Source organism: Umezawaea sp. Da 62-37, from assembly GCF_032460545.1.
Lineage (GTDB): Bacteria > Actinomycetota > Actinomycetes > Mycobacteriales > Pseudonocardiaceae > Umezawaea.
Window position 1 is genome coordinate 7,794,653 of sequence record NZ_CP135965.1, and the last position, 23,944, is coordinate 7,818,596.

21 protein-coding genes and 1 pseudogene are annotated in these 23,944 nt (G+C 71.8%); 11 read left to right on the top strand and 11 right to left on the bottom strand.

Annotation, left to right across the window (positions count from 1 at the left end):
• A complete protein-coding gene (locus tag RM788_RS36010; RefSeq protein WP_315923531.1) occupies window positions 1-3,063 on the bottom strand; it encodes an AfsR/SARP family transcriptional regulator in 3,063 nt (1,020 codons plus the stop codon).
• A 287-nt stretch (window positions 3,064-3,350) separates the two neighbouring features.
• Window positions 3,351-5,162, bottom strand: a complete 1,812-nt coding sequence (locus tag RM788_RS36015; RefSeq protein WP_315923534.1) for an AMP-dependent synthetase/ligase — start codon at window positions 5,160-5,162, stop codon at window positions 3,351-3,353.
• 110 nt (window positions 5,163-5,272) lie between these two features.
• Between RM788_RS36015 and RM788_RS36020 the strand changes: the two genes are divergently transcribed.
• From RM788_RS36020 to RM788_RS36045, 6 genes are all read left to right on the top strand, one after another.
• Window positions 5,273-5,653, top strand: a complete 381-nt coding sequence (locus tag RM788_RS36020) for a polyketide cyclase / dehydrase and lipid transport (protein WP_315923536.1) — start codon at window positions 5,273-5,275, stop codon at window positions 5,651-5,653.
• Window positions 5,654-5,663: 10 nt separating this feature from the next.
• Complete coding sequence (locus tag RM788_RS36025) at window positions 5,664-6,452, top strand: metallophosphoesterase family protein (RefSeq protein ID WP_315923538.1); 789 nt, start codon at window positions 5,664-5,666, stop codon at window positions 6,450-6,452.
• Between the two features lie 71 nt (window positions 6,453-6,523).
• Complete coding sequence (locus RM788_RS36030) at window positions 6,524-6,958, top strand: SRPBCC family protein (protein WP_315923540.1); 435 nt, start codon at window positions 6,524-6,526, stop codon at window positions 6,956-6,958.
• The gene (locus RM788_RS36035) at window positions 6,955-8,187 is read left to right on the top strand and encodes an ArsA family ATPase (RefSeq protein WP_315923543.1); all 1,233 of its coding nucleotides are present in this window, start codon (window positions 6,955-6,957) and stop codon (window positions 8,185-8,187) included. Before RM788_RS36030 ends, RM788_RS36035 begins: the two co-directional genes overlap by 4 nt.
• Window positions 8,184-8,549, top strand: a complete 366-nt coding sequence (locus RM788_RS36040) for a hypothetical protein (protein WP_315923545.1) — start codon at window positions 8,184-8,186, stop codon at window positions 8,547-8,549. Before RM788_RS36035 ends, RM788_RS36040 begins: the two co-directional genes overlap by 4 nt.
• The gene (locus RM788_RS36045) at window positions 8,543-9,559 is read left to right on the top strand and encodes an ROK family glucokinase (protein ID WP_315923547.1); all 1,017 of its coding nucleotides are present in this window, start codon (window positions 8,543-8,545) and stop codon (window positions 9,557-9,559) included. The genes RM788_RS36040 and RM788_RS36045 overlap by 7 nt, the downstream gene beginning before the upstream one ends.
• A gap of 48 nt (window positions 9,560-9,607) precedes the next feature.
• Here the strand turns inward: RM788_RS36045 and RM788_RS36050 are convergent, their stop codons facing one another.
• Window positions 9,608-10,063: a hypothetical protein gene (locus RM788_RS36050; protein WP_315923549.1), complete on the bottom strand. Its 456-nt coding sequence runs from the start codon at window positions 10,061-10,063 to the stop codon at window positions 9,608-9,610.
• Between the two features lie 197 nt (window positions 10,064-10,260).
• On the opposite strand from RM788_RS36050, the gene RM788_RS36055 reads away from it, so the two are divergent.
• The 3 genes from RM788_RS36055 (at window position 10,261) to RM788_RS36065 (ending at window position 12,717) form a co-directional block, all read left to right on the top strand.
• Window positions 10,261-11,019: a lysophospholipid acyltransferase family protein gene (locus tag RM788_RS36055; protein WP_315934843.1), complete on the top strand. Its 759-nt coding sequence runs from the start codon at window positions 10,261-10,263 to the stop codon at window positions 11,017-11,019.
• A 22-nt stretch (window positions 11,020-11,041) separates the two neighbouring features.
• Window positions 11,042-11,554 (top strand): polyadenylate-specific 3'-exoribonuclease AS, encoded by a 513-nt coding sequence (locus RM788_RS36060; protein WP_315923551.1) that lies wholly within the window; start codon window positions 11,042-11,044, stop codon window positions 11,552-11,554.
• 137 nt (window positions 11,555-11,691) lie between these two features.
• Window positions 11,692-12,717, top strand: coding sequence for a 6-phosphofructokinase (locus RM788_RS36065; protein WP_315923553.1), 1,026 nt, complete (start codon window positions 11,692-11,694; stop codon window positions 12,715-12,717).
• A gap of 54 nt (window positions 12,718-12,771) precedes the next feature.
• Here RM788_RS36065 and RM788_RS36070 read toward each other — a convergent pair whose 3' ends face one another.
• Window positions 12,772-13,794, bottom strand: coding sequence for a DUF2891 domain-containing protein (locus RM788_RS36070; RefSeq protein WP_315923555.1), 1,023 nt, complete (start codon window positions 13,792-13,794; stop codon window positions 12,772-12,774).
• Between the two features lie 125 nt (window positions 13,795-13,919).
• On the opposite strand from RM788_RS36070, the gene RM788_RS36075 reads away from it, so the two are divergent.
• The gene (locus RM788_RS36075) at window positions 13,920-15,308 is read left to right on the top strand and encodes a class II 3-deoxy-7-phosphoheptulonate synthase (protein ID WP_315923557.1); all 1,389 of its coding nucleotides are present in this window, start codon (window positions 13,920-13,922) and stop codon (window positions 15,306-15,308) included.
• Between the two features lie 59 nt (window positions 15,309-15,367).
• Here the strand turns inward: RM788_RS36075 and RM788_RS36080 are convergent, their stop codons facing one another.
• From RM788_RS36080 to pknB, 3 genes are all read right to left on the bottom strand, one after another.
• Window positions 15,368-15,763, bottom strand: coding sequence for a type II toxin-antitoxin system VapC family toxin (locus RM788_RS36080; protein WP_315923559.1), 396 nt, complete (start codon window positions 15,761-15,763; stop codon window positions 15,368-15,370).
• Window positions 15,760-16,059 (bottom strand): type II toxin-antitoxin system Phd/YefM family antitoxin, encoded by a 300-nt coding sequence (locus RM788_RS36085; RefSeq protein WP_315934844.1) that lies wholly within the window; start codon window positions 16,057-16,059, stop codon window positions 15,760-15,762. The genes RM788_RS36080 and RM788_RS36085 overlap by 4 nt, the downstream gene beginning before the upstream one ends.
• Window positions 16,060-16,169: 110 nt before the next feature.
• Entirely contained in the window at window positions 16,170-18,224 is a 2,055-nt protein-coding gene (gene pknB / locus RM788_RS36090; RefSeq protein WP_315923561.1) for a Stk1 family PASTA domain-containing Ser/Thr kinase, read from the bottom strand.
• A gap of 100 nt (window positions 18,225-18,324) precedes the next feature.
• On the opposite strand from pknB, the gene RM788_RS36095 reads away from it, so the two are divergent.
• Window positions 18,325-18,690, top strand: coding sequence for an Rv2175c family DNA-binding protein (locus tag RM788_RS36095; protein ID WP_315923563.1), 366 nt, complete (start codon window positions 18,325-18,327; stop codon window positions 18,688-18,690).
• Here RM788_RS36095 and RM788_RS36100 read toward each other — a convergent pair.
• The 4 genes and pseudogenes from RM788_RS36100 to RM788_RS36115 form a co-directional block, all read right to left on the bottom strand.
• Window positions 18,672-19,618 (bottom strand): annotated as a pseudogene (locus RM788_RS36100) (phytoene/squalene synthase family protein). The gene RM788_RS36095 and the pseudogene RM788_RS36100 overlap by 19 nt on opposite strands.
• Window positions 19,615-21,141, bottom strand: a complete 1,527-nt coding sequence (gene mptB / locus RM788_RS36105; RefSeq protein ID WP_315923565.1) for a polyprenol phosphomannose-dependent alpha 1,6 mannosyltransferase MptB — start codon at window positions 21,139-21,141, stop codon at window positions 19,615-19,617. Before mptB ends, RM788_RS36100 begins: the two are co-directional and overlap by 4 nt.
• Window positions 21,142-21,307: 166 nt before the next feature.
• Window positions 21,308-22,828: a phytoene desaturase family protein gene (gene crtI / locus RM788_RS36110; protein WP_315923567.1), complete on the bottom strand. Its 1,521-nt coding sequence runs from the start codon at window positions 22,826-22,828 to the stop codon at window positions 21,308-21,310.
• Window position 22,829: 1 nt separating this feature from the next.
• The gene (locus tag RM788_RS36115; RefSeq protein ID WP_399341131.1) at window positions 22,830-23,909 is read right to left on the bottom strand and encodes a polyprenyl synthetase family protein; all 1,080 of its coding nucleotides are present in this window, start codon (window positions 23,907-23,909) and stop codon (window positions 22,830-22,832) included.
• Between the last annotated feature and the right edge of the window lie 35 nt (window positions 23,910-23,944).

Genomic DNA, 23,944 nt, shown 5'->3' on the forward strand with positions numbered 1-23,944 from the left:
TCAGGCGGGTTTGGCACCGGTCCACCGGTGGATCGCCGCCGCCAGTTCGCGCTCCCCGGCGGCGGCCTCGGCGTCACCCAGCGCGAGGTGGATGGCGGACAGCTCGGTGCGCGCCGCGGCCTCGGTGACGGGCAGGCCGATGTCGACGACGATCGCGAGCCCCCGCGCGCACAGGTCGAGCGCCTCGGCGGGGACGCCCATCAGCCTGCGGGTCGCGGCCAGGCCGATCAGGGCCCTGGCGGCGGTGGGCTGGTAGCCGATGCGGTTGGCCTTGGTGAGCGCCTGCTGGAACTGCTCGTCCGCGGTGCGCAGCCTGCCCAGTCGCCGGTTCGACTCGGCCATGACGACCAGGACGTTGGTGGTGGTCTGCTGGTCGCCGCTCTCCCTCAGCTCCTCCAGCGCGCGTCCGGCCAGCGCGAGCGCGGCGTGCGGGTCGCCCTGGTCGACCTTGGTGACCGCCGTGCTCTCCAGCACCCGCGCGGTCACCTCGCGGAACCCCGACTCCAACCCGATCTCGAGCGCGATCGCCAGGTGTTCCAGAGCCTGCTCGTACTCGCCGCGCAGGCGCAGCACGACGCCGAAGAAGTTGCGGCAGGTCGCCTCGCTGCCCCGCAGCCGGTGCGAGGTGCTGATCTTCAACGACTCGCTCAGGTGGTCGTGCGCCTCGTCGAGGTGCCCGGTGTCGATGGCGAGCATCCCCAGGGTGCACAGGATGGTGCTGCGCGCGGTCTTGACGCCGTTCGGGCCGCTCACGAGGTCGAGGCTGCGTTGCAGGGCGTCCCTGGCGGCGGCCAGGTCACCCGCCTCCATGAGCACGAGGCCGAGGTTGTTCAGGATGCCCGCCACCCCGGCCTTGTTGCCGAGCGCCTGGTACAGGGTCATGGCGTGCCCGTAGAGCTCCTCGGACGTCCCGAACTCGCCCAGTTTCCAGTGCAGCAGGGCGAGGTTGCCGTACATCGCGGCCTCGGCGGCCTTGTGCCCCTCCTCCTGGGCGGCGTGCAGGCCGTACTTGGCCGTGGCGAGCCATTCCGTGACGTGCTTGCCGATCCACAGGTAGCCGCGCATCGTGTCGGCGAGCCGCCACGCCATCGACGCGGGCCCCTCGTCAGCGGCCGACCGGATCGCCGCGGTGAGGTTCGCGCGTTCCCCGTCCAGCCAGCGCGCGGCCTGCGCGGCCACGGTGATCCTCGGCAGCCGCACCCACGGCGCGGGGGCGCTCGGCAGCCTGCGGAGGTCCGGGTACAGCAGCGTCGCGCACTGGTCGACGGACCGCACGTAGAACTCCAGCAGCCGGGCGCGGGCGTCGGCCTGCTCGCGCTCGTCGTCCTGGGCGGCCCGCCGCCGCGCCGCGAACAGCATCAGCTGGTCGTGGAACTGGTAGCGCCCCGGACCCGGCCGCAGCAGCAGGTGGGCCTCGGCGAGCTGGGTCAGCAGCGCGGACGCCCTCAGCACCTCGATGTCGGCCACGTTCGCCGCGGCCTCGGCCGTGAAGTCGGTGCCCGGCACCAGGCTCAGGAGCCGGAACAGCCGCTGCTGCGCGTCGGTCAGCGCGGAGTAGGCGAGGTCGACGGGGGCCAGCGGCTCGTCGGCGGGCAGTTCGGCGAGGTAGCCCGCGACCGTGCCGCCGGGCCGCGACGCCACGTTCGCCGCGGCCACCCGCAGCGCCAGCGGCAGGTGCGCGCACCGCCGGGCCAGCTCCTCGACCGCCGCGCGGTCCTCGTCGCCGCCGAGCATCGCGGTCAGCAGTTCCCACGACTCGGCGGGCTCCAGCACGTCCACCGACATCCGGCGGGCGCCGTTCATCGCGATCAGACCGCGCAGGTCGTCGCGGCTGGTCACCAGGACCGGGCAGCTGGCCGCGCCGGGCAGCAGCGGCCGCACCTGGTCGGGCGCGGAGGCGTTGTCCAGCACCAGCAGCATCCGCCTGCCGGTCAGCAGCGACCGGAACAGCGTGCTCGACTCCTCGGCGTCGAGCGGGATCTGCTCCGGCGGCACGCCCAGCGCCCGCAGGAACCGTGCCAGCACGTCCACGGTCGCCGTCGGCGGGCCGAGCCCGTAACCGCGCAGGTCGACGTACAGCGTGCCGTCGGGGAACCGGTCGCGCAGCAGGTGCGCCACGTGCACCGCCAGCGACGTCTTGCCCACGCCCGGCAGCCCGGACAGCGTCACGATGGGCACCGCCGTGCCCGGCCCGCCCTCGGTGAACAGCCCGTTCAACCGGGCCACCAGCGCCTCGCGGCCGATGAAGTCGGACAGTCCGCGCGGGAGCCTGCCGGGTTCCTGCTCGTCGGCCGGCGCGGCCTTCGGCGCAGCCAGCTGCGGGTCGCCGGTCAGGATCGCCTGGTGCACCGCCCGCAGGTCCTCGCCGGGGTCGACGCCGAGTTGCTCGTCGAGCATCCGGTCGACCTGGCGGAACACCTCCAGAGCCTCGGCCTGGCGGCTGCTGCGGTACAGCGCGAGCATCAGCTGCGCCCAGAACTTCTCCCGCAGCGGGTGGTCGGCGGTCAGTCCGCGCAGCACCGGTACGAGCTGCTCGTGGTTGCCCAGCGCCAGTTCCACGTCGACGTGCTGCTCGTGCAGCAGCATCAGCCGCTCGGTCAGCCGCGGCACCTCCTCGCGGTGCAGCGACTCCGACGGCACGTCCGCCAGCGCGGGCCCGCGCCACAGCGCGATCGCCTCCGCGTACGCGTCCCGCGCGCCGACGAGGTCGCCCGACTCCTCCAGTTCCCGCGCCCGCGTGGCGCCCGCGGTGAACAGGTGCACGTCGATCCGTTCGGGTGGGGCGGAAAGCCGGTAGCCCGCCGGGGTCGTGACGATCCGCGTCGGGTCGCCGAGGACCTGCCTCAACCGCATCACGTAGGTCTGGAGCGTGCCGCGCGTCCTGGCGGGCGGGCTGTCGCCCCACAGCGCCTCGACGAGGTCGGCGACCGGGACGACCTTGTTGGCGCGCAACAGCAAGCAGGCGAGCAGGGCGCGGTGCTTGCCCGCCCGGACGGGGACCACCCGGCCGTCCCGGAGGACCTCCAGCGGCCCCAGCAACCGGAACTCACCAGCCGACCCCATGCGCATCCCCTCGAATTCGCCGCCGCTCCAAGCCTATGCGCGGTGCTGACGGCAGGTGTCATTGCGGCGTCAGCGATACGACAGAGCGGTACGGCAGTCTAGGGACATCCCGGTCGGGAGATCGGGACATGAACTTCATCGGGTCCGCTGAGCAGCGGATACGCGATCCACTGGGGGTCGGGTGGCTCACGTCCTTCCGGGCGTGAGCCACCCGTCTTAACTTCGGGCCGTTCTTGCGGAAGACGGCCTTGCCGGGGGCGGCCGTGGCCAGGCCGCCCCCTTTTTTCCTACTTCGCGTAGATGGCCGCGATGTCGCCGGAGTACTTGCCCGCGACGACCGTGCGGCGCAGCTTGAGGCTCGGCGTGATCTCCCCGCTCGCCTCGGTGAAGTCCTCGGGCAGGATCCGGAACTTCCGGATCGCCTCGGCCTTCGACACCGCCAGGTTCGCGTCGTCCACGGCGGCCTGGATCTCCGCCACCAGGTCGGCGTCGGCGACCAGGTCGGCGACCGTGGCGTCGTCGCCCTTGCCGTGCTGCCCGCGCCAGGTGGGGAAGAACTCCGGGTCGATCGTGACCAGCGCGCCGATGAACGGCTGGGCGTCGCCGACCACCATGCACTGGCTGATCAGCGGGTGCGCCCGCAGGCGGTCCTCCAGCACGGCGGGGGAGACGTTCTTGCCGCCCGCGGTGACGATGATCTCCTTCTTGCGCCCGGTGATCCTCAGGAAGCCGTCGGAGTCCAGCTCGCCGATGTCGCCCGAGTGGAACCAGCCGTCGTCCAGCGACTCCTTGGTGGCCTCGGTGTTGTTCCAGTAGCCGCGGAACACCACGTCGCCCTTGATCAGGATCTCGCCGTCGTCGGCGATCCGGACCGAGGTGCCGCCCAGCGGCAGGCCGACCGTGCCGACGCGGAACGCCTTCTGCGTGTTGACCGCCGCGGCCGCGCTGGTCTCGGTGAGCCCGTAGCCCTCCAGCACCGGCACGCCGACGCCGCGGAAGAAGTGCGCGAGGCGCTCGCCCAGCGGCGCGCCGCCGGACACCGCCGCGATGCAGCGGCCGCCGAGCGCCGCCTTCAGCTTCGAGTAGACGAGCTTCGAGAACACCGCGTGCTTGACCTTCAGCGCGACGCCGATGTTCCCCTTGTCCATGGCCTGGCTGTACTCGACGGCGGTCGCCTCGGCCGCGTCGAAGATCTTGCCCTTGCCGCCCGCGTGCGCCTTCTGCTTCGCGCCGTTGTAGACCTTCTCGAACACGCGCGGCACGGCCACCACGAACGACGGCCGGAACGACGCGAGGTCCTCCAGCAGGTTCTTCACGTCCGAGGTGTGGCCCAGCGTCACCCGCGCGTACACGCCGCAGACGGCCAGGGCGCGCGCCAGGATGTGCGCGAGGGGCAGGAACACCAGCAGCGAGTTGCCCGCGATCAGCAGCTCCGGGAACGCCACGAGCGCCCCGCGCACCTCCGACAGCAGGTTGCGGTGGGTCAGCTCGCAGCCCTTGGGGCGACCGGTCGTGCCGGACGTGTAGACGATGGTCGCGGTGTCGTCCGCGCCGACCAGCCGCCTGCGCTCGCGCACGTCGTCGTCCGACGACTCGGCGCCCAGCGCGGTCAGCTCGTCGATCGCGCCCGCCGCCCCGTCGGCGCCGGGGCCGTCGATCTGCCACACGTGGCGCACCTCGGGCAGCCGGTCCACGACGCCGTCGACGGTGGCGCGGTGCGCGGACGTCTCGATGAACGCGGCCTTGGCGGCGGAGTCGGACAGGATCCACTCGACCTGCTCGGCCGACGAGGTCTCGTAGATCGGCACGACGACGCCGCCGACCGACCAGATGGCGAAGTCGAGCAGGGACCACTCGTAGCGGGTCTTGGACAGCAGGCCGATGCGGTCACCGGGCCCGATGCCCGCCGCGATGAGCCCCTTGGCCACGGCCAGCACCTGCGCGGCGAAGTCACGCGCGGTGACGTCGACCCAGGTGCCGTCGACGCGGCGCCGGAAGCTGACCGCGTTGCCGAAGCGCTCCGCGTTCGCCCACACCATGTCGGTGAGGTTCTCCTCGGCAGCCACAGGGCTGGTTGCGGGGACGCTGAACTCGCGCACGTCAACCTCCGGACGATTGTTTGTTACCGGTGGGAAACCTAGCCTGTGATTCCGGCGATACACCAGGCCGGTGGGGTGTTCCGTGACCGTGTCGTGGCACTCTCCCAGCCGTGGCGAGTGTGGACGTCGTTGACGAGACCTTCCTGGCGGTGCCGCGGTCGTTGGTGGCCGCCGCCTTCGCGCCGCCCTCCGCCTGGCGCCGGTTCTGGCCCGACCTCGACGTCGAGGTCTACCTGGACCGCGGTGACCAAGGGTTGCGGTGGACCGTCGGGGGCGCCCTGGTCGGGACCATGGAGGTGTGGCTGGAGCCCGTGCTCGACGGGACCCTGCTGCACTACTTCCTGCGCGCCGACCTGCCCGGTGACGTGCCCGCGAAGCGGATCCGCAAGGAGCTGCGCAGGCGCCAGCTCGAGGCCAAGGAGGTCTCCCTCGGTCTCAAGATGACCTTGGAAGCGGGTCGCGCTCCGGGCTGTCCGCCGCCCGTGTCGTAGGTTTGGACGTGTGCGGGTTCACGTCGTCTCCGATGTCCACGGCAACGCCGAAGCGCTCGCTCGCGCGGGTGACGGCGCCGACGCCCTGATCGTGCTGGGCGACCTGGTCGACTTCGTCGACTACTACGACCACGACAAGGGCATCCTCGGCCAGGTGTTCGGGGCCGAGAAGGTCGGCGTGTTCGCCGAGCTGCGCCGCGGCCCGATGGGACCCGAGGCGGGCCTGTTCCTGAGATCGCTGTGGGCGGGCCTTGACGATCCGCGCAAGGTCGTCGACGAGGCCGTGCGCACCCAGTACGCGGAGATGTTCGGCGCGATGACCGCCCCGACCTACGCCATCCCCGGCAACGTCGACTCGCCCGCGCTGTGGCCCGAGTTCGCCCGCGACGGCGTGCACATGGTCGACGGCCGGGTGGTCGACATCGGCGGGCTCCGATTCGGCTTCGCGGGCGGCGCCCTGCTCGGCCGCGGCCACGTGCTCCCGCCGGACGCCCCGTGGCTGCCGTACCTGCGCACCGAGGAGGCCTTCGGCGCCGCGGTGGCGGGACTGGAGGACGTCGACGTGCTGTGCACCCACATCCCGCCCGCCGTCGCCGAGCTGACCTACGACGTGGTCGCCCGCCGCGCCGAGATGGGCTCGACCGCGGTGCTCGACTCGATCCACCGCGAACAGCCCCGCTGGTCGGTGTTCGGCCACGTCCACCAGCCGATGTCCCGGCGGGTCCGGATCGGCCGCACCGAATGCGTCAACGTCGGGCACTTCCAGCGGATCGGCAGGCCGTACGCGCTGAGGTGGTGAGCGCCGCGCTCCCCGGCGGCCGAGCCGGAGCCCGCGGAGCGGTGGCCGTCCAACGCTGTAACCTGCTGCGCATGGCCGACGAGTCCACCCAGTCAATCGTGATCGACGCGCCGCCGGAGCAGATCCTGGCGGTCATCGCGGACTTCGAGTCGTACCCGGACTGGGCGAACGGGGTGAAGCGCACCGAGGTGCTCGAATCCCGTGAGGACGGTCGGGCCGCGCAGGTGAAGTTCAACATCGACCAGGGCCCCATCAAGGACGAGTACGTGCTGGCCTACGAGTGGACCGCCGAAGGCGTCGCCTGGACCCTCGTCAAGGGCAACATGCAGAAGTCCCAGCAGGGCAGCTACGTCCTGAAGCCCAAGGGCGGCAGCACCGAGGTGACCTACACGCTGTCCGTGCAGCTGGTCGTGCCGATGATCGGCCTCTTCCGCCGCAAGGCCGAAAAGATGATCATGGACACCGCCCTCAAGGAGCTCAAGCGGCGCGTAGAGAACGCTGGATGACACGCGTCCTGCTGTTCACCGGCAAGGGCGGCGTCGGCAAGACGACGCTCGCCGCCGCCACCGCCGCGCAGCTCGCCGCGGACGGCCGCAAGGCGCTGGTCGTCTCCACCGACCCCGCGCACTCCCTCGGCGACGCGCTCGGCGTCCCGCTCGACGGCCGACCGTCCGAAGTGGACTCCGGCCTGTTCGCCGCCCAGATCGACCCGCGCGACCTCGTCGACCACGCCTGGCACGACCTGCGCGGCCACCTCCGCACGATCCTCGCGGGCGCCGGTGTCGACGAGCTCGACGCCGAGGAGCTGACGGTGCTGCCCGGCGTCGAGGAACTCCTCGCGCTCGCCGAGGTGCACCGGCTCGCGCACGCGGGACCGTGGGAGGCGGTGGTCGTCGACTGCGGTCCGACCGCCGAGACGCTGCGGCTGCTCTCGCTCCCCGAGGCCTTCGCCGGGTACCTCGAACGCCTCTTCCCGACCCACCGGCGCGTGGTCCGCGGCCTCCTCGCGGGCGTCGCGGGCACCGCCACCGTGGAGACGTGGGACGCGACCGCCGACGCGCTCGGCAGGCTCGCCGAACACCTCGACGCGCTGCGCGCGATGCTCACCGACCAGACCTCGACGAGCGTCCGGTTGGTGCTGACCCCCGAACGGGTCGTCGCCGCGGAGACCCGCCGGACCCTGACCGCGTTGGCGCTGCGGGGCATCCGCGTCGACGGCGTCATCGCGAACCGCCTCGTGCCCGACGCGGGCGCCGAGTTCGGCGAGTCCGCCGCGTGGCTGCGCACCCGCCGCGCCGAGCAGGACGCCGTGCTCGCCGACCTGCGCCGGTCCGCCGAGCTGACCGGGGTGGGCGAGGGCGCGATGCGCGTCGTCGACCACCGCGCGGCCGAACCCGTCGGCGTGCCCGCCCTGCTCGACGTGGCCGCCCAGCTGTACGAGGGCGCCGACCCGCTCAGCGGCGTCGAGTCCTCCGCGGCCCCCATGCTCGAGGTCACCGGCGGCGGTCGGGGCGCCGAGGCCGAGTACACGCTCCGGATCGCGCTGCCGCTGGGCGACGACACCGCCCTGGACCTGGCCCGCGTGGGCGACGAGCTCGCGGTGACCGTCGACGGCAGGCGCAGGCTCGTCGCGCTGCCGCCGCTGCTGCGCCGCTGCGTCGTGACCGGTGCCGAGATGGACGAGACGGGTTTGGCGGTCAGCTTCCGCCCCGACCCCAACCTGTGGATGCGGTGAGCCCTGTGGCGGACGACAAGACGGCCAAGCTGGTCGAGGAACTGCGGTCGCTGATCGACGTGGCGGCCGAACGCGCGCAGCCATGGCTGCAGAAGGTCGCGACGGCGGGCGAGGCTGGTGCCGAGCACACCCCGCAGACCTGCGGCTGGTGCCCGCTCTGCAACGGCGCCGCGCTGCTGCGCGGTGATCGTTCGGAACTCGCCTCGAAGGCGGCCGAGCACGTGTCCGGGCTGATCACGGTGCTGCGGATGGCGTTGGGCGAACCGGGCGCGGCCCCCGAGCCGGAGCCCGCGACCGAGGAGCCGAGGGTCCAGCACATCCAGGTGGTGCGCCGGAGGACCGCCCAGGGTTCGCAGTGCTGACCGTCGGTGTCGACATCGGTGGGACGAGCGTTCGCGCGGGCGTGGTCGACGCGGACGGGGCCGTCCTGGACATCACCCGTGCCCTGACGCCGGGCGACGAGGGACCGCTGGAGGACGCGATCACGTCCGCGGTCTCCGAGCTGGCCACCCGGCACGACATCTCCGCCGTGGGACTGGCCGTGGCCGGTTTCGTGGCGACGGACCGGCGCACCGTGCGGTTCGCGCCCCACCTCGCCTGGCGGCAGGCGCCGGTGGCGCAGCGGCTGTCGGAGCGCATCGGGATGCCGGTGGTGCTGGAGCACGACGCGAACGCGGCGGCGTTGGCCGAGCACCGGTTCGGGGCCGCTCGCGGGGCTGGTATCGCCGTCCTGGTGGCGTTGGGGACCGGGATCGGCGGGGCGCTGCTGATCGACGGGCAGGTGTTCCGAGGGGCTTACGGGGTGGCACCCGAGCTGGGGCACCTGCGGTTGGTGCCGGACGGCCGCCCCTGCCCGTGCGGGAAGAACGGGTGCTGGGAGAGGTACTGCAGCGGCACGGCGCTGAGCACCACGGCGGTGGAGCTGCTGGCGAAGAACCCCGGTGTGTCGACCGTGCTGGTGCGGGAGGCGTTGCGGGACTCGCGTGCGATCACCGGGCGGAGGGTGGCCGCGGCCGCTCGGGACGGCGACCCGCTGGCGCTGCGGGCGATGTCGGACCTGGCGAAGTGGCTCGGGGACGGGCTGGCGCTGGTCGCGGACGTGTACGACCCCGAGATGGTGGTCATCGGGGGAGGGGTGTCGGAGTCGGCGCCGCTTTTCCTGGACGAGGCTCGAGAGCGGTACGCCCAGGTGGTGACGGGTGCCGGGCACCGGCCGCTGGCGCGGATCCGGACCGCGCAACTGGGGGATGACGCCGGTCTGGTGGGCGTGGCGACGCTGGCGCGGGAGCTGGCTGACCGGACCACCCGAAACGGCCGCCACCCCCGCGAGTCGAACGCTCAGACACCCCGTGTCGAACGCTCAGACACCTGACCCAAGCCTCCCGACCCTCGCCGCCCGCCCACCCCACGACCGGACCGGCTAAAGCACCGCACCATCATCCCAACCCGAGTCCGCCGGCGGGTCGGGACGGATGCGCAGCACCAGCCAGCCGACGCCGCCGCACAGCACGACCAGTGCCGCTGGAACGGTGATCTGGGTCGAGAGGCCGAACATCTGCGGCACGAACAGCAGGACCACGCCGAGCAGGATCACGACCAGCGCGGCGATGGTGCCCGCCCGCAGCTTGGGCAGGGGCGGGGGTTCGGGTGGGACGAAGTGCTCGTCGTCCTCGTCGTCGTCCGGATCGGGCGCGGCCACGCGTGGTTGGCCTTCGGGGCGGATGCCCGCCGCCACGGGTTCGTCTTCCGGTTCGTCGAAGTCGGGGGGATCGGGCCAGTTGGCGCCCATCCCGTCCCGTTCGAGGCTCGCGACGATTTCGGCGAAGGCCGCGTCCACGTCCTCGGGGCCGTCCGTCGAGTCGCGTCGGGAATCCATCGGCGTGCTCCAGCCCTCCCGTGTCCGGGCGTCGTCCACATCCCCGTCATCGTCCCACGTGCGCCCCTGGTTCCGGGTCCCGGCAACCGGAGGGATCTCGGCCCGTGTCGACCGGGTGCGCGTGTTCGTTGTGCCTTGTGCCGTCGGCTACGTAGGCTGAGGTCGGATCAAGGTCGGTGAGGGAGGCGCTCCCAGCAGTGCTGTACTGGTTGATGAAGCACATTTTTCTCGGACCCGTGCTGAAGGTGTTCTTCCGCCCCCGGATCGTCGAGGGCGCCGAGAACATCCCGAAGGAGGGTGGCGCCATCCTGGCGAGCAACCACCTCGCGGTCTCCGACTCCTTCTTCCTGCCGCTGAAGCTGTCGCGGCGGGTGACCTTCCCGGCCAAGATCGAGTACTTCACGGGCACCGGCGTGAAGGGCTGGCTGCAGAAGGCGTTCATGTCCGGGGTCGGGCAGGTGCCGATCGACCGGTCGAGCGCCTCGGCGGCCCAGGGCGCGCTGTCCACGGGCGTGCGGATCCTGCGCGAGGGCAAGCTGCTGGGCATCTACCCGGAGGGCACGCGCTCGCCGGACGGCCGCCTGTACAAGGGCAAGGTCGGGGTGGCCTGGATCGCGCTGGAAGCGGGCGTGCCGGTGATCCCGATCGCGATGTTCGGCACCGACAAGGCGAACCCGATCGGGTCCCGCATGTGGAAGCCGACCCGGATCTCGATCAAGATCGGCAAGCCGCTGGACTTCTCCCGCTACGAGGGCCTGTCCGGCGACCGGTTCGTGCTGCGGTCGATCACCGACGAGATCATGTACGCCCTGATGGAGCTGACCGGCCAGGAGTACGTGGACGTCTACGCGGCCAAGGCCAAGGAGGACCAGGCCGCGGCGGAGGCCGCGGTCGACGTTCCGGCCCAGCCGGACGCGAAGTCGGTCGATCGCGTGCCCGAGACGAAGGCGGGCTGAGCGGGCACTTAGGGTGGGCCCGGTGCGTTTCTTCTACGACTGCGAATTCATCGAGGACGGCACCACCATCGATCTGATCTCGATCGGAGTGGTGACCGAGGAAGGCGATGAGTTCTACGCGGTCTCGACCGAGTTCGACCCGGCCAAGGCGGGCCCCTGGGTGCGCAACAACGTGCTCAACCAGCTCCCGCCGCCCGCCGACCCGACCTGGCGCAGCCGGGAGAAGCTCCGGCGCGACCTGCTGGACTTCCTCGGCGGGCCCAAGGCGGCCCGCGACGAGGTGGAGCTGTGGGCCTGGTTCGCGGCGTACGACCACGTCGCGCTGGCCCAGCTCTGGGGCGCCATGCCCGCGATGCCGCGCAGCCTGCCCCGCTTCACCCGCGACCTGCGGCAGCGCTGGGACGACGTCGGCAGGCCCCGGCTGCCCCAGGCGCCCGCCGACGCGCACGACGCGCTCGCGGACGCCAGGCACAACCTGGCGCGCTGGAAGGTGATCGAACAGGAGCGCCGCAAGCGCGGGTTCCCGGTCTCCTGAGCACAGAATTGTGACCTCGGTGTTGCTGCACCGATCCAGTCCGTGACACGCTTCAAGCTCCGAGGTAGTGACGCCGGGCACTGACGCCCTGGGCGGCACTCGACCAAACGGTCTTCGAGAGAGATTGGGCGAAGCAGATGCGCATCGGTGTGCTCACTGGCGGCGGGGACTGCCCTGGCCTGAACGCGGTCATCAGGGCCGTCGTTCGCAAGGGTGTCGAGGTCCACGGCTGGGACATCGTCGGCTTCCGCAACGGGTGGCAGGGGCCGATCGAGGGGCTGACCAAGTCCATCGGTCTCGCGGACGTCGAGGACATCCTGACCAGGGGCGGCACGATCCTCGGCTCGTCGCGGACGAACCCGTACAAGGTCGACGGCGGCGTGGACAAGATCCGCAAGGTGCTCTCCGACGAGGGCGTCGACGCGTTGATCGCGATCGGCGGCGAGGACACCCTCGGCGTCGCGAAGCGCCTGACCGACGACGGCATCGGCGTCGTGGGCGTGCCGAAGACGATCGACAACGACCTGGGCGCGACCGACTACACGTTCGGCTTCGACACCGCGGTGCACATCGCGACCGAGTCCATCGACCGGCTGCGCACCACCGCCGAGTCGCACCACCGCGCGCTCGTCGTCGAGGTCATGGGCCGCCACGCGGGCTGGATCGCGCTGCACTCCGGCCTCGCGGGCGGCGCGAACGTCATCCTCGTGCCCGAGCGCCCGTTCAGCGTCGAGAAGGTCGTCAGCTGGGTCGAGCGGCGCTTCGAGAACCAGTACGCGCCGATCATCGTCGTGGCCGAGGGCGCTGTGCCCGAAGGCGGCGCCGAGCTGCTGCACTCCGGTGAGAAGGACGCGTTCGGCCACGTCCGCCTCGGCGGCGTCGGCACGTGGCTCGCGGAGGAGATCGCGCAGCGCACCGGCAAGGAGTCCCGCGCGGTCGTGCTGGGCCACACCCAGCGCGGCGGCATCCCGACCGCGTACGACCGGGTCCTCGCGACCCGCTTCGGCCTGCACGCGGCCGACGCGGTCGCCGACGGCGACTTCGGCGTGATGGTCGCGCTGCGCGGCACCGAGATCGTCCGGGTGAAGCTGTCCGAGGCGACCGCCGAGCTCAAGACCGTGCCCCCGCACCGCCTGGCCGAGGCCGAGGTCTTCTTCGGTTAAGTCCTGGATCTTCGGAACGGGCCCCTCGTCGTGGACGCGGGGCCCGTTCCCGTTTCAGTACGCGCCCAGGTCCAGGTACGCGGCGAACGTGCCCAGCCAGTGCTCGGCCGCGTAGCCGTGGCCGAACACGTACCGCCAGCCCGCCTCGCGGTGCGCCTCGCCCGCGGTCAGGGCGAGGTCCCGGTAGCGGTGGCCCTCGGGCAGCGCCTCGGCGATCGCCAGCCAGTTCCACGCCCGCGACAGCGCCAACCCGGCCAGGTGCGAGCCGTACGCGTCGGTCGGGTCGTCCACCGGCACCGGCTCGCGCAGCACCTTCCACCGCGCCTCGTCCAGGTTCGGCAGGAACGCCTCGAACCACGTGGCGAACTCCCCGGTGTCCAGGACCCGGAGCATCAGGTCGGACTCGACGAGCGCGGGGGACAGGAAGTCCGGCGCGTCCGGCTCGAACCCGCCGTAGCCCACGTCCTCGCGGTGCCACCGCAGCGCAGCCTCGACGCACACCTCGGTGAGCTCGACGTCGTCCACGGCGCGCGCGGCGTCCAGCACCATGCCGGTCGCGAACGCCGTGTTGCCGTGGGTGCCGACCCGCACCGGCAGCCGCGCCGTGCTCGCCCACGTGAGGAACCGGTCGCGCAGGACGTCGGTGAGCGGCGCCAGGGCCGTCGACCAGCGCCGAGCGGTCTCGGAGTCCCACGTCTTCAGCTCCGCGTCCAGCACGAGCAGCCACGCCCAGCCGTACGGGCGCTCCCAGTGCTTGCCCCACTGGCCGCGGAAGAACTCGGCCTCGACCTCGCACTTCTCCGGCGTCAGCAACGAGTCCAGCACCGCGACGGCCTCGGCCGCGCCCTCCAGGTCGGGCCGCAACCGGACCAGGCGCACCGCCAGCCATGTCTGGTGGACGCACGAGTGCCAGTCGTACGACCCGGCGAACACCGGGTGCAAAGTCCGCTGGGACACCAGGTCCGCGTCGGAGGACACCATGTGGGTCCAGTGCACGGGGTGGTCCCGTTGGACGTTCGCCACAGCGGTCGCCAGCAGCCGTGCCGCCGAACCATCATCCAATCGGGTGGAATTCATAGGTTCATAATGCAGGTGCGGGTGGCCTCCACGCATACGCCGTACGCCGGCTCCCGGACTTCCGCGTCCCTGACTGCGGAAACCCCCAGAGCATCCCCGTAGGTGGAACGAATACCCTGTTCACTGTGAACTGGACCGTGGACGTGCCCGTGGACACGCTTCCCGAGCTTCCGCCTCTTCCTCCCGAGATGCGCTCTCGCCTGGACGACGCGCTGGCCCGCCCGGCTGCCCAGCAGCCGGAGTGGCCTGACCCGGAGCAGGTGCGGCGGGTGCGCGCCGTGCTCGAGAGCGTTCCCCCCATCACCGTGCCCGCCGAGATCGACCGGCTGCGCGCGAACCTGGCCGAGGTCGCCCGTGGCGACGCCTTCCTGCTGCAGGGCGGCGACTGCGCGGAGACCTTCGCCGACAACACCGAGCCGCACATCAGGGCGAACATCCGGACGCTGCTCCAGATGGCCGTCGTGCTGACCTACGGCGCCAGCGTGCCCGTGGTCAAGGTCGGCCGCATCGCCGGTCAGTACGCCAAGCCACGCTCGTCGAACATCGACGCGCTCGGCCTGCCGTCCTACCGCGGCGACATCGTCAACTCGCTGGTCGCGACCCCGGAAGCCAGGGTTCCCGACCCGTCGCGCCTGGTCAGGGCGTACGCGAACGCGAGTGCCGCGATGAACCTGCTGCGCGCCATGACCAGCGCAGGCATGGCCGACCTGCACCGCCTGCACGACTGGAACAAGGACTTCGTGCGCACCTCGCCCGCCGGGGAGCGCTACGAGGCCCTGGCCGCCGAGATCGACCGCGGCCTGCGCTTCATGTCCGCGTGCGGCGTGAACGACATGTCGCTGCACACCACCGAGATCTTCGCCTCGCACGAGGCGCTGCTGCTCGACTACGAGCGCTCGCTGCTGCGGTTGGACACGTCCAACGACGAGCCGCGCCTCTACGACCTGTCGTCCCACTTCCTGTGGATCGGCGACCGCACCCGGCAGCTCGACGGCGCGCACATCGCGTTCGCCGAACTGCTCTCCAACCCCATCGGCCTCAAGATCGGCCCGTCGACCACGCCCGAGATGGCCGTCGAGTACGTCGAACGCCTCGACCCGCGCAACGAGGCCGGACGGCTCACCCTCATCTCCCGCATGGGCAACGGCAAGGTCCGCGAACTCCTGCCCGCGATCGTCGAGAAGGTCACCGCCTCGGGCCACCAGGTCATCTGGCAGTGCGACCCGATGCACGGCAACACGCACGAGGCGTCCACCGGGTACAAGACGCGGCACTTCGACCGCATCGTCGACGAGGTGCAGGGCTTCTTCGAGGTCCACCGCAGCCTCGGCACCCACCCCGGCGGCATCCACATCGAGCTGACCGGCGAGGACGTCACGGAGTGCCTGGGCGGCGCCCAGGAGATCTCCGACGCCGACCTCTCGGGCCGCTACGAGACCGCGTGCGACCCGCGGCTGAACACCCAGCAGTCCCTGGAACTCGCTTTCCTGGTCGCCGAGATGCTCCGCAACTGACCCGCTCCGCACAGCGGCCCCCGACAACTCCGGTTGCCGGGGGCCGTTTTCGCTTTATGTCAGGCAGGTGCGACTACAGGCAGACCGGCGTCTTCCGCAGCCTGCGCGAGCCGCTTGTCGTAGGTGATGAACTGGGTCAGCGTGCTGCCGAACATCTCAGCGGTCGCCAAGTGCAGAGCGTCCAGACTCCGCAGGTACCGGTCGGGTTGGTCCATCGCGTGGGGCAGAGCCGATTTCACCGGTAGCCGCGCGAAGTCCTTCAAGAACACCTTCGCGTTGGATCGAACTTCTCCGTCGACCTCAAGGCGGACCAATGCTCGGATGACCTCCAAAGCCGCCAGCTCGCTTGAGATCTGCATGGTCGAAGCATGGTTGAACAGATGCTCTTCGAGTGCTTGGCTCTCCGGCTCGTCGAGCACGATTTTGACCAGCGCGCACGAGTCCAGGTAGATCAAAACCGCTCCTCGCGCATTTCGATGATCGTTTCCGAGGCGAGCGCTCCCCCTGGCGCGCTGGGGCGCACCTTGCCCCGTAGCCGGCGCAGAGTCAGCCTTTGGCGCTCCCGCCAGTCCGATTCCAGCAGGCCAGCCCTGATCAAACCCTCGGTCATCGCCGTGGCTGGCGACTGGGTGAGCAACGCCACCGGGACCCCGTCCCTGGTCACCTCGATCGCCTCGCCCGCCTCGACCCGCGCCAGCACCTCGGCGGTGTTGTTCACCAAGTCGTGCGCGGTTATACGCGCTATTTCCATGACATCCACGATCGCACGCCAACAGCGCCCCGGCAACCGGAAAGCCATTTGACTCCTATTGTGTGAACCATCGGCGGAATTGACCACAAGCCAATTCCGCCGACCACCCCTCACGGCGCGATAAGCGTGATCTTCGTGCCCTTGTCCACCTTCGTGCCCGGCGGAACGGACTGGTTGAGCACCTTCGAGTTGGCGTTCCTGTTGAACAGCACCTCGACCTGCAACCCCAGGTCCTCCAGCGCCTTCTTCGCGTCCTTCACCTTCTGCCCCTCGACCTTCGGCACCGAGACCTGCGCCTTGGCCGTGGAAAGGGTGACGGTGACCTTCTTGCTCGACCCCGCGGGGATCGTCGTGTTCGCGGGCGGGTCGGTGCGGATCACGCGACCGCCCTCGACGCCCGCCGCCGCCTCGCCCTTGCCCTCGACGGGTTCGAAGCCCAGGGAGGTGAGTTCGGCGAAGGCCTCGTCCTTGGTCTTGCCCGCGACGTTCGGGACCGGTTTCGGTTCGGAGCCCTTGCTCAGCACGACGATGACGGTCGAGTCGAGCTTGACCTCGGTGCCGGGAACGGGCTTGGAGGTGACGACCTTGCCCTTGGCCACGGTGTCGCTGAAGACGTCCGTCGCCGGGTCGAGCGCGGACTTGAGGCCGCTCTTCTCGATGTCGGTCTGCACGTCCTTCGACTCGCTGCCGGGGCGCACGATCGGGACCACGGGCTTGCCGAGCGAGATGTAGACCTTGATCGCGTCGCCGCGCAGCTTCTCCGTGCCCTCCGCCGGTTCGGTGCGCAGGACCTTGCCCTTGGGCACGGTGTCGCTGGCCTCCTGCGTGAAGGTGGACTTGAGGGAGGCGTCCTTCAGCAGGATGACGGCGGTCTCCTCCTCGGCGCCGACGAGGCCGGGCACGGTGGTGAACCGGCCGCTGCCCATCCACCAGGCCGTGACGCCGACGAGGACGGCGAGCAGGGCGACGAGGCTGACCCAGAGGACGAAGCGGCGCTTGTTGCGCTTGCGCTCCTCCTCGTAGACCTCGGCGGCGGTCTTGCGGGGCACCCGCTTCTTCGCGGCCGGTTTCGGCGGCGCGGGGGCGGCGGGCGGCGGCTGGTAGGCGGTGCGGTTGAGCGCCACGGTGCCCTGAGGGCCTCCGGGGTGCCCGCCGGGCGTTCCGGGTACCCGATGGCTGATCGTGGCGGCACCGGCGCTCGCGGCGGCCAGCACGGGCATCGTCAGCTCGGCGGCGGCCGAGCCGGGCGCGGGCGCCTGGACGGGGCGGACGCGGACGGTCTGGTCGTGCTGGTTCGGCGCGGGGGCGGGGACGGTCATCCTCGGCACGCCCAGCGCGGCGCGCACCCGTTCGGCCTCGGCCAGGAACGCCGCCGCGTCGGCGGGGCGCTGCGCGGGGTCGCGGCGGGTCGCGCGCACCACCAGCTGGTCCAGCTCCGGCGGGATGCCGGGGACCAGGACGCTGGGGGCCGGGACGTCCTCGTTCACGTGCCGGTAGGCGACCGAGATGGGCGTGTCGCCGAGGTAGGGCGTGACGCCGGTCAGCATCTCGTAGAGCACGACGCCCGCCGAGTACACGTCGCTGCGGGCGTCCGAAGCGCCGGTGGCCACCTGCTCGGGGGAGAGGTAGGCGACCGTGCCCAGGATCGTGCTGTCGCTGGTGGTGCTCACGCTGGCGACGGCGCGGACCAGACCGAAGTCGGCGACCTTGACCCGGCCGTCCAGACCGATCAGGACGTTCTCCGGCTTCACGTCGCGGTGCACGAGCCCGGCCTGGTGCGCGGCGGCCAGCGCCGACAGCACGGGCTCGAGAACGCTCAGCGCGAGCGGGGTGCTCAGCGTGCCGCGCTCGCTGATGAGGTCGCGGAGCGTGCCGCCCTCGATGAGTTCCATGATGAGGAATACGTGCTCGCCGCCGGGTTCGCCTCGGTCGACTCCCTGGTCGTGCACCGCGACGATGCCGGGGTGGTGGAGCCGGGCGGCCGCGCGGGCCTCCTGCTCGAAGCGGGCGACGAAGGACCGGTCCGCCGAGAACTGCGGGTCCATCACCTTGATGGCCACGGCGCGGTCCAGGCGCGTGTCCACGCCGCGGTAGACGGTGGACATGCCGCCGCGCGCGAGCACGCGGTCCACCCGGTAGCGGTGTTCCAGCAATCCGCCGATCACTTTCGTACCAGACCTCTCCACAACTACCGATCGTACGGAGGACGAGGATGACCCGGTTGGCGCAGGGCGTGGAATCAGAGGTTATGGCATCGTGACCCCCGTGAGTGCGATTCCCGCCGCTGCGGATGTATTGGCCCCCGACCTGGAGGTCCTGGACCTCCCCGAGGTCGCCGACCGCCTTGGCCTACCCATCACCCGTGTCCACCAGTTGCTCCGCGACGGGCAGCTGCTCGCCGAACGGCGTGCCGGTGTGCTCGTCGTGCCCGCCGATTTCATCGCGGCTGGCGGCCTGGTGAAGGGGTTGTTCGGCACGATCACCGTGCTGCGCGACTCCGGATACTCGACCGACGAGATCCTGGCCTGGTTGTTCACCGAGGACGAGACGTTGCCCGGTTCGCCGATCGAGGCGCTCCGCGGTGACCGCGGTCGTGAGGTGAAGCGCCGGGCTCAGGCGTTGGCCTTCTGACCCGACGTCGGACGGACGGCCCGCGCCACCGCGGCGCGGGCCAGACCGGGTAGCGCGACGGCCAGCCGTCGCGACCTCGGCACGACTACGCGTCGGTCGAACACCTGGTAGTCGGCGGCCACGATGCCGTCCAGGATCTCCCGGTACAGGGTCAGCGCCGTGGTGACGCACGGCCTGGAGACGGGCCGCAGCATCACCACGGCCGCCTCCGCCTCCCGGTAGACGGCGTAGGTGTGCGCGGCGAGATGCGCCAGCGCGCGCCGCACCCTGCGGTCGGACCTGCCGGTGTTCCGGCGCTCAGGAGCAGGTCGCGGTCCACGTCGAACACCGCCAGCACGTCCAGCGGCAGGTACAGCCGCCCCCGGTCGAGGTCCTCGCCGACGTCCCGGAGGAAGTTCGTCAGCTGGAACGCGACCCCCAGCGCCGCCGCGCCCGCCTCGACGTCCGCGCGAGGTGCCACCGTGCCCAGCACGGGCAGCAGTTGCAGGCCGATCACGGCCGCCGAGCCGTGCACGTACCGGCCGAGTTCGCCCAAGTCGCGGTATTCGGAGACCTCCAGGTCCATCCGCATGGACGCCAGGAAGTCGGTGAACAGCCCGCGGTCGATCCGGTGGCGGGCGATCGTGTCGGCCAGCGCGGCGAGGACGGGGTTGTCCGTCCGCCGTCCGGACAGCTGGTCGCCGAACTGGCGTTCGAGCTCGTCGAGTTCCGCCTCGCGGCCCGCCGAGGAGTTCGAGTCCACGATCTCGTCCGCCCACCGCGCGAACCCGTACAGGGCGTGCACGGCGGGCCGCTGCGCCGGGGCGAGCAGGCGGGTGGCCAGGTAGAACGTCTTGCCGGAACCCGCGTTGATCCGCTTGCAGCGCGCGTAGGCCAGCCGCACGGCCGGGTCGGTGATCCCGGCGGCGTCGAGTTCCCGCCCGCTCACGGCCGTGGCCCGTACCTGCTCGACAGTTCCAGGGGGTCCGGCCTGGTGAGCGACACGGCGGCCAGCGCGGAGACGGCGGCGGTCAGGGCCAGGTAGCCCCACGAGTAGAGGGCGGTGTCGCCGTTGGGGAACGTGACCAGCAGCAGCACCGACGAGAAGAACACGACGGCGGTGAGGCCGGTGGCGGTCCACGCCAGGCCCGCGCCGAGGACCAGTGGCCAGCTGAAGTACCAGGGCAGCGTCGCGGGCGAGAGCAGGGCGACGGCGAGCATGGTGAGGGCGGCGTGCCGGATGGCGTTGGGGCCGCCGTCCTCCGCGGCCCGCCACTGCCGCCAGGCGATGTAGACCAGCAGCACCGAGCCCGCGGCGCGCGCGACAGCCATGAAGACGCCCGGCTCGACCTTCACGACCAGGCTGACCAGGGTGTACACGAAATCGCCGACGGCGCTGGGCAGCGACAGCCAGTTCACGATCGTCGAGGACGAGCTGAGCGCCGGGATCCAGCCGAGGTCCACGCCCGCGACGACCGAGCACAGCGCGAACACGCCGACGAACACCGCGACCCCGCCGCCGATCGCCTTGCCGAGCCGGGCGCGCCGCGAGCCGTCCAGTCGGGCGGCCCAGACCAGCACCAGGAACGGCAGCGCCACCGCGGCGGTGGCCTTGACCGCCACCGCGAGGGCGACCAGGACGATGCCCAGGACGTGGCGCTTGTCGAGCACGAGCAGGACGCCCGCGGCCATCAGGCCGGCCATCAGGATGTCGTTGTGGCCGCCGCCGATCAGGTGGATCAGCATCAACGGGTTCGCGCCCGCCAGCCACAGCGCGACGGCGGGGCGACCGCCGAGGTGCCGGGCCAGGCCGGGCAGCGACCAGCACATCAGCGCGAGCCCGGCGGCCAGCACGAGCCGCATGAGGACCACGCCGCCGATGACGCCCGCGTTGGTGGCCCACACGACGGTCTTGGCGATCAGGATGAACAACGGCCCGTACGGCGCCGGGGTGTTCTGCCACACCCAGCTCACGTTGTCGCTCAGCGGCGACGGCAGCGCCGCGGGCCCCACCCGGTACGGGTCGAACCCGTGCAGCGCCAACTGCCCCTGCGCCAGGTAGCTGTACACGTCCTTGCTGAACAACGGCGGCGACAGCAGCAGCGGCAGCGTCCACGCCACGATCGCGATCAGCACGGCCGCGGTGCCGACGTGCCGCCGGTGCACCATCCGCCCCAGCCGCACCCACGCCCAGATCACCAGCCCCAGGCCCGCGTACAGCAGCGCGGTCGCCAGGTCGTGGCCGTGGCCGTAGCGGACCCAGCTCAGCGAGAGGTCGGTCAGCAGCGGGTCGGTCTTGAGGACCGCGCCCGCGCCCGCGCCGCCGAGCGAGATGAGGGAGACGCCCGCGACGCCGAGCAGGATCGTCCGGATCGGGATGCCGGTGGGTTCCGACGGCGTGCGGGTAGCAGCGGTCGGCGCCTGCTGCGCGGACGCGGCGCTCGAACGGGGAAGGGACGGAGTCGAAGCCATCGCGGCAACATCGTTGCACAGCGAGTGCGCCCCTTGGCACGCGATGGCGGGCACGCGTGGCGGGCTTGCAACACCCTGAACGATCCTCGCACGTGAAGATCACCCTGGGCAGTGCCCATGTGGAGTATTCGGGCTTGGGCCGGGCGCGGTTCGCGGCCTTGCCCGATCAGGTGACGATCGCCGCCCGGTTCCGCGCCCGCAGGGTCCTCAACGGGCTTCCGGCGACCCGTTGCGCGGCCAGCTTCCCGGAGATCAACACCGGCGGCACGCCCACGCCGGGGGTCGTGCCGCACCCGGCCAGCACGACGTTCTCGACGCCGTCGACCAGGTTGCGCGGCCGGAACGGCCCGGTCTGGGAGAACGTGTGCGCGGCCGAGAACGGGGTGCCCGCGGCGAGCCCCATGTCCGCCCAGTCGCGCGGTGTGACCAGGCGCGACGTCTCGATCGACGCCTCGAACCCGGTCAGCCCGCGCGCCTCGAGGGTGCGCAGCAGCTCGTCGCGGTAGGCGGGACCGACCCGTTCCCAGTCGATCGGGCCGACCTCCAGGTTCGGCACCGGCGCGAGCACGAAGTTCAGGTGCCGGTCCGGCGGCGCGAGCGACGGGTCGCCCTGGGTGGGCTGGGTGACCAGCAGCGACGGGTCGCTCATCAGCCTGCCGGTGGACGTGATCTCGTCGAACGTCCGGTCCCACGCCCGGCCGAAGAAGATCGTGTGGTGCGCCAGCTCCGGCCACGTCCGGGTGGTGCCCGCGTGCAGCACGACCGCCGACGGCGACCAGCGCACCGCGCGCGGGCGGCGCGGGGCCTTGCCGAGCAGCCGGTAGGCCACCGGCAGGTCCGGGGTCAGCACCACCGCGTCGCACGGGATCCGCTCGCCCTGGGTCGTGCGGACGGCCGTGACGCGGCCGCCGATGCGCTCCAGCCAGGCCACGGTCGTGCGGTACCGGAGGTCGGCTCCCGCGTCGGCCGCCGCGCCCGCCATGGCGTCGGGCAGGGCCCTCATGCCGCCGCGCGGGAAGTGCACGCCCGCGATGGTGTCCATGTAGGCGATCACGGCGTACGCGGCGAGCGCGCTGCGCGGCGGCACCCCGGCGTAGAGGGACTGGAACGAGAACACCCGCTGGAGGCGCTCGTCGCGCAGGAACCGGGCGATCGACGGCCCGAGCCTGCCGAACCCGCGCAGCGCAGCCAGCTTCGCCAGCGACGACACCGGCAGGTCGGCGGGGGAGTCGAAGTTGGCGCCGATGAACGTGTCCTTCTCGACCCGGTACAGGTCGGTCAGCCAGGTGCGCAGCCTCCGGTAGCCCGCGGCCTCCTCGGGGCCCGCGAAGCGCCGCACCTCCGCCTCCATCGCGTCGGCGTCGGCGTGCACGTCCAGCGACGTGCCGTCGGCGAAGCGCGCGCGGTAGGCGGGGTCGACGGGGACGAGGTCGAGCCGGTCGGCCAGCGACTCGCCGACCGCGGCCAGCGCGTCCTCGACCAGTTCCGGCATGGTCAGCACGGTCGGCCCGGTGTCGATCCGGTAGCCGTCCAGGTCCAGCCGCCCCGCCCGACCGCCGGGGGTGGCGTCGCGCTCGACGACCGTCACCGACCGGCCGGTGCCGAGCAGGTGCAGCGCCGTGGACAGGCCCGCGAGTCCCGCGCCCACCACCACGACGTGGTCGGTGCGGCCCGGCATCACCCTCATGTCAGTAGGTCCGCTTCGTGGCGCTGACGGCCAGTTCGGCCAGCCGGTCGCCCGCCGGGGCCGTCACCGGCGCCGCGGCGAGGGCGGCCAGCCCGGACGCCGTCAGCTCGGCGATCCGGTCCTCGATCGCGTCCACCGCGCCCACGCCGACCAGCGCGTCCCGCACCTCGTCGACGGTCTCCACGTCCAGCTCCGGGTTGCCCAGCGCCTTGTGCAGCACGTCCGCGCCGTACTCCATGCCCAGCGCCACGAGCAGCGTCCGCTTGCCCTCGCGCAGGTCGTCGCCCGCGGGCTTGCCGGTGACCGCCGGGTCGCCGAACACGCCCAGCAGGTCGTCCCGCAGCTGGAACGCGAGCCCGATGTCCGCGCCGAACCTGCGCAGCCCGTCGATCAGCTCCGGTGGGCCGCCGCCGAGCGCCGCGCCCATGTGCAGCGGCCGTTCCACGGTGTACGCGGCGGTCTTGAGCCGGTCGATCCGCAGCGCCGCCTCGGGCGAGGAGTCGCCGCGCGCCTGCGTCAGCACGTCCAGGTACTGGCCCGCGAGCATCTCGGTGCGCATGTCCCGCCACGGCAGGCTCAGCCGTTGCAGCGCGTCCGTCGGCAGGCCCGCCGCGAACAGCATGTCGTCCGCCCACGCGAGCGCGATGTCGCCGATCAGCACGGCCGCCGCGAGCCCGAACCGCTCCGGCTCGCCGAGCCAGCGCCGGTCGCGGTGCTCCTGGGCGAACGCGATGTGCACGGTCGGCTTGCCCCGGCGCACCTCGGAGGCGTCCATCAGGTCGTCGTGGACCAGCGCACAGGCCTGGATCAGCTCCAGCGAGCTGACCGCCATGAGCACGGACTCCGCGAGAGGGCCCTCCGGGTCGCCGCCCGCCGCGCGCCAGCCCCACCACGCGAACGTGGGCCGGATGCGCTTCCCGCCGCTCAGCACGAACGCCGCCAGGCCGTCCACCGCCCCGGTGAAGTTGTCGTCCATCAGCGCGCCCAGCGTGCGCCGGTCGGCCAGGTACGTCGCCAGCGCCTCGTCGACGTGCTTGGGCAGTGCGAGGTCCAACGGGTGGAGCAGCTCTGGAGCGGACACCCTCCTATCGTCACCTCTGCGGCCCGTCGGCGCCG

Bases quoted from the DNA above. Each gene is read 5' to 3' on its own strand.
- RM788_RS36035 (WP_315923543.1), top strand. From the start codon at position 6,955: ATGACACGCGTCCTGCTGTTCACCGGCAAGGGCGGCGTCGGCAAGACG.
- RM788_RS36010 (WP_315923531.1), bottom strand. From the start codon at position 3,063: ATGGGGTCGGCTGGTGAGTTCCGGTTGCTGGGGCCGCTGGAGGTCCTC.
- RM788_RS36050 (WP_315923549.1), bottom strand. From the start codon at position 10,063: ATGGATTCCCGACGCGACTCGACGGACGGCCCCGAGGACGTGGACGCG.
- mptB (WP_315923565.1), bottom strand. From the start codon at position 21,141: ATGGCTTCGACTCCGTCCCTTCCCCGTTCGAGCGCCGCGTCCGCGCAG.
- RM788_RS36030 (WP_315923540.1), top strand. From the start codon at position 6,524: ATGGCCGACGAGTCCACCCAGTCAATCGTGATCGACGCGCCGCCGGAG.
- crtI (WP_315923567.1), bottom strand. From the start codon at position 22,828: ATGAGGGTGATGCCGGGCCGCACCGACCACGTCGTGGTGGTGGGCGCG.
- RM788_RS36065 (WP_315923553.1), top strand. From the start codon at position 11,692: ATGCGCATCGGTGTGCTCACTGGCGGCGGGGACTGCCCTGGCCTGAAC.
- RM788_RS36085 (WP_315934844.1), bottom strand. From the start codon at position 16,059: ATGGAAATAGCGCGTATAACCGCGCACGACTTGGTGAACAACACCGCC.
- RM788_RS36070 (WP_315923555.1), bottom strand. From the start codon at position 13,794: ATGAATTCCACCCGATTGGATGATGGTTCGGCGGCACGGCTGCTGGCG.